Source organism: Micromonospora sp. NPDC049523 (assembly GCF_040676775.1).
Taxonomy (GTDB): domain Bacteria; phylum Actinomycetota; class Actinomycetes; order Mycobacteriales; family Micromonosporaceae; genus Micromonospora_G.
Genome location: NZ_JBFAPP010000042.1, coordinates 25,576 through 33,539 on the forward strand (window position 1 = coordinate 25,576; position 7,964 = coordinate 33,539).

The 7,964-nt window shown below is 70.5% G+C and carries 7 protein-coding genes; 4 read left to right on the top strand and 3 right to left on the bottom strand.

What is annotated here, in order from left to right; genetic code table 11:
• Positions 1-5: 5 nt before the first annotated feature.
• The 4 genes from AB0J90_RS34820 (at position 6) to AB0J90_RS34835 (ending at position 4,345) form a co-directional block, all read left to right on the top strand.
• A complete protein-coding gene (locus tag AB0J90_RS34820) occupies positions 6-914 on the top strand; it encodes a sugar ABC transporter permease (protein ID WP_363603352.1) in 909 nt (302 codons plus the stop codon).
• Between the two features lie 11 nt (positions 915-925).
• The gene (locus AB0J90_RS34825; RefSeq protein WP_363603357.1) at positions 926-1,849 is read left to right on the top strand and encodes a carbohydrate ABC transporter permease; all 924 of its coding nucleotides are present in this window, start codon (positions 926-928) and stop codon (positions 1,847-1,849) included.
• A 63-nt stretch (positions 1,850-1,912) separates the two neighbouring features.
• A complete protein-coding gene (locus AB0J90_RS34830; protein WP_363603353.1) occupies positions 1,913-3,625 on the top strand; it encodes a bifunctional 3'-5' exonuclease/DNA polymerase in 1,713 nt (570 codons plus the stop codon).
• 120 nt (positions 3,626-3,745) lie between these two features.
• Positions 3,746-4,345, top strand: coding sequence for an NTP transferase domain-containing protein (locus AB0J90_RS34835; RefSeq protein ID WP_363603354.1), 600 nt, complete (start codon positions 3,746-3,748; stop codon positions 4,343-4,345).
• Positions 4,346-4,411: 66 nt separating this feature from the next.
• On the opposite strand, the gene AB0J90_RS34840 is transcribed toward AB0J90_RS34835, so the two are convergent.
• From AB0J90_RS34840 to AB0J90_RS34850, 3 genes are all read right to left on the bottom strand, one after another.
• The gene (locus AB0J90_RS34840) at positions 4,412-5,221 is read right to left on the bottom strand and encodes a metal-dependent hydrolase (protein WP_326557082.1); all 810 of its coding nucleotides are present in this window, start codon (positions 5,219-5,221) and stop codon (positions 4,412-4,414) included.
• Positions 5,222-5,371: 150 nt separating this feature from the next.
• On the bottom strand, positions 5,372-7,030 hold the full coding sequence (locus AB0J90_RS34845) for a serine/threonine-protein kinase (protein WP_363603355.1): 1,659 nt from the start codon (positions 7,028-7,030) through the stop codon (positions 5,372-5,374).
• A gap of 133 nt (positions 7,031-7,163) precedes the next feature.
• Positions 7,164-7,964: glycosyltransferase family 4 protein (locus tag AB0J90_RS34850; RefSeq protein WP_363603356.1), on the bottom strand; the 801-nt coding region annotated here is incomplete at its 5' end.

A 7,964-nucleotide genomic window follows, 5' to 3' on the forward strand; every position in this document is an offset into this window, starting at 1 on the left:
AGGTCATGCGGCACGGCAAGTATCCATTCGTGATCGGCTTCCTGGCCGCTCCGGTGCTGTTGTACTCGGTCTTCGTGATCGCCCCGTACGCCCAGGCGTTCCAGATCTCGATGACCAACTGGAGGGGATTGTCCGCCCCGAAGTGGGTGGGCTTCGACAACTATCGACAGTTGGTCGAGGACCACCGCTTCTGGCAGGCGATCCAGCATCACCTGGTACTGCTGATCGCCCTGCCGCTGATCACCATCGCCATCGCCCTGTTCTTCTCGTTCATGCTCAACGTGGCGGGCAAGAGCAGCGGGGGTAAGCGGACGGGGGTCTGGGGCTCGGGGTTCTACCGGGTGGTGTTCTTCTTTCCCCAGGTCCTCGCCGTGGCGATCATCGCGGTGCTGTTCCAGACGGTCTACCGGCCGAACGAGTCCGGCCTGATCAACGGCGTGTTGATGAAGATCGGCCTGGATCCGATCCTGTTCCTGGTCAACCCGAACATCGCGCTCTGGTCGATCCTGGGCGTGCTGGTCTGGCAGGCGGTCGGCTTCTACGTGGTGCTCTTCTCGGCCGGCATCGCCTCGATCCCGGGTGAGATCTACGAGGCCGCCGAGATGGACGGGGCCAGCCGGATCACGCTCTTCTTCCGGGTGACCCTGCCGTTGCTCTGGGACACCCTCCAGGTCGCCTGGGTCTACCTGGGCATCGCCGCGTTCGACGCGTTCGCGGTGGTGGCGGTGCTCTCGGTCGACAACGGCGGTCCGGACGGGGCGACCACCGTCCTGGCGCTGGAGATCTACCGCAACGCCTTCACCTACTCCAAGTACGGGTACGCCTCGGCGATGGGTGTGGCGCTGTTCTTCCTGACCATCACCTTCGCAGTGTTCACGCTGCGGGTAACCAAGCGGGAAAGCGTCGAGTACTGATGGGTACACAGCTGACCACGACCAGGATCGACCCGCCGGACGGTCCCGGCCCCCGACCCCTCCCGCCGGTGGAGGAACCCCGACGCGGCAAGCGCGCCGACCGGGGCGAGGTGAGTCTGCTCAACGGCGTCGGCCATCTGGCGCTGTTCTTCTGGGCAGTGATCGTCGTGGTGCCGATCATCTGGGTCTTCCTCGCCTCGTTCAAGAACACCACGGAGATCTTCAGCAGCCCCTGGACCCTGCCGGCGGAACTGCGCTGGGAGAACTGGGGGCGGGCCTGGACCAAGGCACACGTCGGCCGCTACTTCCTCAACAGCGTCCTCGTGGTCAGCTGCGCCACCTTCCTGACCATGCTGCTCGGTTCGATGGCCGCGTACGTGCTGGCCAGGTACAAGTTCTGGGGCAACCGGTTCATCTACTACCTGTTCGTCTCCGGATTGGCGTTCCCGGTCTTCCTGGCCCTGGTGCCGCTCTTCTTCGTGGTGCGCAACCTGGGACTGCTGGACACGTACACCGGTCTGGTGCTGGTCTACACCGCGTACTCGCTGCCGTTCACCGTCTTCTTCCTGGTCGCCTTCTTCCGTACGCTGCCGAACTCGGTGGCCGAGGCGGCGATGATCGACGGCGCGTCGCACACCCGGTTGTTCTTCCAGGTCATGCTGCCGATGGCGAAACCCGGCATGATCAGCGTGACGATCTTCAACATCATCGGCCAGTGGGCGCAGTACCAGCTACCGCTGGTGCTGGTCTCCAGTGCCAAGGACAAGTGGGTGCTCACCCAGGGCATCGCCGACATCTCGGTCAACGCCGGGTACGAGGCGGACTGGTCCGGCCTGTTCGCGGCGCTCACCATCGCGATCCTCCCGATGATCATCGTGTACGCGATCTTCCAGCGCCAGATCCAGTCCGGCCTGACCGCCGGAGCAGGCAAGTAGTCCCACCGGACCGACCGCCGCACCGGTAATCCGCGTCGCACTGCCCGGCCCACCCGAGCGAACATGTCGGAGGGGCCGGGCAGAATCGCCACCGTGCTGGTGGCGGTGATGCCCGACGAGGGCGGCGGGGGCGAGTGGCAGCCGCTGCATCCGGACGGCCGCCCGGCCGGGGCGGCCGAGGCGGTGACAGACCTGGTCGCCGCGATCGCCGAGCGGGAGGCGCGGGACCGGCCGCGCTGGATCTGGCCCGCCACCGCCCCGAGCTATTCGCCCCTGCGGCGGGCCGGCGTACGCGTCGACCGCTGCCACGACGTGGAGCTGACCGAGGCGCTGCTGCTCGGCCATGCCGGCCGGTGGGGCGAGCCGCGCTCGCTCGCCGCTGCCTGGGCCCGGCTGTCCGGGACACCGGTGCCGGCCGACCCGGCCCCGCGCGCCGCCACCCCGCCGGGCAACGCACAGGCCGCGCTCTTCGAGCCGGTCTCCGAGGCCCCGGCGATGGGTCTGGCCGCGCTGGTCGCGGTCTACGCCGACCAGCACGCACGGATCGAGGCGACCACCGACCCGGGCCGGTTCCGCCTGCTGGTCGCGGCCGAGTCCGCCGGGGCACTGATCGCGGTCGAGATGGCCGCCGACGGGCTGCCGTGGCGCGGCGACGTACATGACGAACTGCTGCACGAGCTGCTCGGCGAGCCGTCGCCGGTCGGGCCGCCGCGCCGGCTGGTCGAGCTGTCCGCCGGGATCGCGGCGGCGTTCGGGGTCCGGCAACTGCACGCCGAGTCGCCGGCCGAGGTGCTGCGTGCCTTCGCCCGCGCCGGGATAGAGCTGCCCAGCACCAGGGCCTGGGTGCTGCGCGGGGTCGACCATCCGGCCGTGCCGCTGCTGCTGGAGTACAAGGAGCTGTACCGGATCTGGACCGCGCACGGCTGGGCCTGGCGGGACACCTGGGTGCACGACGGGCGGTTCCGCCCGGAATACGTGCCGGCCGGCGTGGTCTCCGGCCGTTGGGCCACCCGTGGTGGGGGAGCGTTGCAGATCCCCAAGGTGGTCCGGCGGGCCGTACGGTCCGATCCGGGCTGGCGCTTCGTGGTCGCCGACGCCGGCCAGTTGGAGCCTCGGGTGCTGGCCGCGGTCTCCGGTGACGCCCGGCTGGCCGCCGCCGGTGGCGCGGGTGACCTCTACGCCGCCCTGGCCCGGGACTCGTTCGACGGTGACCGGGCCAAGGCGAAGCTGGCCCTGCTCGGCGCCATGTACGGCCAGACCGGTGGTTCCGCGATCCCGGCGCTGGCCGTGCTGCGGCGCAGTTACCCGACCGCCTTCGAATACGTGGAGAGCGCCGCCCGTACCGGGGAGGCGGGTGGGTTGGTGCGGTCATGGCTCGGCCGGACCTGCCCGCCGTCGTCCGTCGGTCTGCGCGAGGACGGTGAGGGTACGGACTTCGAGGTGCGCGCCGAGGTCGACCCGTTCGGCCCTCGGGCCCGTGCGCTCGCCCGTTCCCGGGGCCGGTTCACCCGCAACTTCGTCATCCAGGCGACCGCCGCCGAGTGGGCGCTCACCCTGCTCGCCATCCTGCGCGGGGCGCTCGCCGGCACCGCCGCCCAACTGGTCTTCTTCCAGCACGACGAGGTGCTGGTGCACTGCCCCGAGGAGCAGGCGGCCGAGGTGGTCGAACTGGTCCGGTCGGCGTCGGACCGGGCCGGGCAGTTGCTCTTCGGGGCCACCCCGGTCCGCTTCCCGGTCGACGTATCCGTGGTTGATTGCTACGCTGACGCGGCGTAGTTCCGAATTTGCCCTTTTGGTGCCGATACCTTCGCCTGACTCGGGTCGTTGGGCCCGGTGTGCGTACGACGCCGTCGTACGCCGGCGTGGAAGGTGACGCAGCTGAGTCGGATCGCAGGAATGATCATCGCCGCGGGCGGGGGACGCCGGATCGGTGGCCCGGAGGCGTTGCTGCACCAGGGTGAGCGGCCACTGGTGAATCAGGTGTTCGACAGCGTGCGGGACGCCGGCTGCGATCCCGTCGTGGTCGTACTCGGGGCCGCCGCCGAGCAGGTACGGGCAACCGCCGACCTGTCCGAGGCGACGGTCGTGGTGAACCGGTCGTGGGGGACCGGGATCGGCTCCTCCATGCGGATGGGGCTGGACGCCCTCGGTGACCCGGACATCGAGGCCGTGGTGGTGGTGCCGGTGGACATGCCCGGCCTGACCAGTGCCGCGATCCGCCGGGTGACCGCGTTGCCGTACCCGGACGTGCTGGTCTGTGCCACCTACAGCGGGCTGCGCGGCTACCCGATGCTGTTCGGCCGGCGACACTGGGCCGGGATCGCCACGCTGGCGAACGCCGACGTCGGCGCCCGGCCGTACCTACTCGCACACAAGCACCAGATCGTCGACATCGCCTGCGACGCGATCGCCGACGGAAGCAGGGTGGACTCACCCGAACTGATGGCGCACTGGGGGCTGACCGTACCGGTGCCGGCCCAGCGGGTCGCGGTCTGAGCGCAAGCGTCACGGGCGGTCCGATCAGGACCGCCCGTCGGTGTTGCCGTGCCCGAACCAGCCGGGTCAGATCTCGATGTTGAACCGGGACAGCACCCCCGGTGCCACCAGACCCGCCGCGGCCAACAGCGACACCACGGTGAACGCGATCCGCAGCACCTTCGTCTCGACCTTGCCGCCGACCTCCACCGCGATCTTGTTCGGGAGGCCGATCATCCACCACATCCGACGCTTGATCGGGATCGGCCAGAGGATCGGTACGCCCGCGCTGGTGATGAAGTCGCCCATGATGTGCACGAAACAGCCGACGCCGACCGCCAACCCGAGCATGGGATAACCACGGTCACCGGGCAGGTGCAGGAAGGTGAAGTACGCCGCCCCCGCCGACACCAGCGTCACGATCACCCAGCCGGCCTTCTTGGCCCACTCGTCGAACAGGCCGCGCAGCGCCAGCCCGATCATGAAGAACAGGATCCCGATGACCGCCCACTTGCCGTACGCCGTGCACAGGGCGGTGGTGCCCCAGCCGATCAAGAAGGTGAAGGGCAGGGTGTGGGTCAGCGTACGGTGCCCGTTCTTGCGATCCGGGTCCTTGCTCAGCTTCGTCGCGTGGTAGACGCCGAGTGAGATCTTCTCCATCACCTCGGCGAAGAAGAGCGACACCACCCCGAAGGTACGGGCCACGGTCGCGCCGCCCTGGTTGCGGGTGACCTTGCCGGACATGTCGAGGTCGGGGAAGAGCGCCCCGCCGGCACAGACCGCAGTACCGACCGCGATCGCCAGCGGCGACTGCTCGTAGCCGGCGAACTGGTACAACCCCCAGGAACCGGCGAGCCAGACGGCAGCGCCGGACAGTGCATGGGACGGTCCCATCATGTTGTGCGTCCTCCCCAGGATCACCCCACGTAGCGCGATCACTCTGCCAAACGCGACGCCCCCAGGCAATCACCGGGACCCTCCATTCCGGAGACGCGTCGGGATGGCGACCCGGGCCCGGTCCGACTTGACCGGTGGGGCCGAAACCGGCTATCGGGCCGGCCGGAAGCTGAACCGCAGCATCGGCAGGTAGACCCGGTTGACCTGCCAGTCGAACTCCGGTGTCAGCCAGGCGATCGTGTACGCCCGCGTCGCGGAGGTGTGGAACAGCATCCGGTTGGTGTGGACCGGCTTGCCGGCCGCGTTGGTCCAGCGGCACTCCCACTCGGCGCCGCCCTCGTGCAGGTCCAGCGGGCCGATGGTGACCAGGCTGTAGCCGGGCAGCGCACCCCGGTCGGTGAGTCGTTCCTCCTCCGCCCGCCAGTACGCCTGCGCGTCCGGTGTCGGGTCGGTGGACGGGTCCACACTGAGCACCCGCAGGCCGTCCGCCTCCTGGAAGCAGACCACCGGCCCGTCGGTGAAGACCCGCCAGCCGATCGGGGCGGCGATCCGGAACCCGGTCGGGTCGCTGTACCAGGTCCAACCCGACACCAGCGCGTACCGTTCACCGGCCGGTGGCGGGGACTCGACGACCCGGGTGGCGGCGTCGGAGCGTGCGGAGCACGGGAACGCCGGTGCCGGTGCTGGTGCTGGTGGTGGTGCCGAGGGCCGGGGTGTCGGGTCCGTACCCGCCGTCGCGGCGCCGGCCCGGTCCGCGTCCCGCTGCGCCCGTACGGTCAGGGCGGTGCCCACCGCGGCGAGCAGGACCAGGCCGACCGCGACCGCGGTCCCGGCCCGCCAGCCGATCCGGCGCGGTACGCCGGGCGGGGCGGCGAACGCGACGCTGGTGGCGCTCCCGGCCGGGGTCGGCGCGTCCACCGGCGGTACGGGTGCCGGCGCGGGCGCCGGTTCGGGCCGCCGTGGCCGGGTGAAGGTGTGCCGCAGCGACTTCGGGTCGTCGTCGGTGATCCGGCGCAGCAGGCGGTCGACCTCCGACGCGCTGAGCCGTTGCCTGGGGTCGCGGCGGAGCAGGCCGTTCAGCACCGGGCGCAGCGGACCGGCCAGCCGGGTCCGGTCCGGTGGCGCCACCGCCAGCGCGGTCAGCGTCGCCATCGCGGTCGACCGGGCGTATGGCGAACGTCCCTCCACCGCGGCGTAGAGGGTGGCGCCGAGGGACCAGAGATCCGCCTCGATACTGGAGGTGCCCTCGGCGGCGCGTTCCGGCGCGACGTACTGCGGGGAGCCGAGCACGATGCCGGCCCGGGTCATCGCGCCGTCACCACCGTCGACCGTGGCCAGTCCGAAGTCGGTGAGCACCACCCGGCCCTCGTCGGAGATGAGCACGTTGTGTGGTTTGACGTCGCGGTGCAGCACCCCGGCCTGGTGCGCGGCACGCAACGCGGCCAGCACCTCCCGGCCGATCTGGGCGGTACGCAGCGGGGAGAGTGGACCGTCGGTCTGCAGCACCTCCTGTACGGAGCGGGACGGTACGTACTCCATCACGATCCAGGGGGTGTCGCCGGTGTGGATGACGTCGTAGACGCGTACCACGTTGGGGTGGTTCAACCGGGCGGCCGTACGCGCCTCCCGCAGCGTACGTTGCCGCAGGTCGTCGCGTTCGGCCTCGGTCATCCACTCGGGAGGCACGATCTCCTTGACCGCCACGTCCCGGTGCAGCATCTCGTCGCGGGCGAGCCAGACCCGGCCCATGCCGCCCCGCCCGACGGTGTGCAGCAGGCGGTAGCGCCCAGCGATAAGCACCTGCTGCACGTCACGATCCCCCATCCGCCACCCGCCGTAAACGATAGCCAGCCGTGGGGTGGTTGGACATCCTCCGGATCAGTGAACCGGCCGTCCGTCGGGGGATTGTCGCTGGTGGGAAGGGGTGTGGTCGGGGTCAGGGTCAGCAGGCGGCGGAGTCGAGCGCGAGCAGGTTGCCCTCCGGCACCACCATCCGCTGTGGGCGCCCGGCGGTCAGCCGGTTGCCGGCGGCACCGGCCTCGCGTACGGCGCTGGTGTAGGTGGCCGCGGTACGGGCCGCGATCGCCGACCAGCCGTACCGTTCGCTGACCATGGTCCTGGCCCGCCGCGCCACCCGGCGGGCGAAGACCCCGTCGGCGAGCAGCGTGTCGACGGCACCGGCCAGTGCCTCCGGGTCGCTGTGCGGGAAGGTCACCCCGGTGACGCCCTGTTCGACGATCTCGGCGAGCCCGCCGGTGGCGGCGACGGCGAGCGGGGCGCCGGCCGCCGCGGCCTCCAGCGCGACCATGCCGAACGGCTCGTAGAGGCTGGGCACCACGGTCGCGTCGGTGGCACCGAGCACCGCCGGCAGTTGGCTCTCGTTCATGAAGCCGAGGAAGTTGACCGTCTGGTCGAGCCGGAGCCGGTCCGCCTCGTGCTGCAACTCGCTGCGGTACGGCCCGTCGCCCGCGATGACCAGGCGCAGTCCGGGGTGCCGGTCGCGTAGTCGGGGGATGGCGTGCACCAGGTGCTGGACGCCCTTTTCGTAGACCAGCCGGCCGGCGAAGGCGATCAGCGGTCCCTCCCCGGCGAACTTGGCCCTGGCCGAGGCGACCGCCCTCGGCTTGGCGTGCCAGGCCCGGTCGTCGACGCCGTTGGGTACGACGTCGATGTGGGTGGTGGGGAGGTTGAAGAGGTTGTTGACCTGGTCGCGCATGTAGCCGGAGCAGGTGATGACGCGGCT

Excerpts from the sequence above, each read along its gene's own strand:
- AB0J90_RS34830 (WP_363603353.1), top strand. The coding sequence starts at position 1,913 with ATGTCGGAGGGGCCGGGCAGAATCGCCACCGTGCTGGTGGCGGTGATG.
- AB0J90_RS34820 (WP_363603352.1), top strand. The coding sequence starts at position 6 with ATGCGGCACGGCAAGTATCCATTCGTGATCGGCTTCCTGGCCGCTCCG.
- AB0J90_RS34840 (WP_326557082.1), bottom strand. The coding sequence starts at position 5,221 with ATGATGGGACCGTCCCATGCACTGTCCGGCGCTGCCGTCTGGCTCGCC.
- AB0J90_RS34835 (WP_363603354.1), top strand. The coding sequence starts at position 3,746 with ATGATCATCGCCGCGGGCGGGGGACGCCGGATCGGTGGCCCGGAGGCG.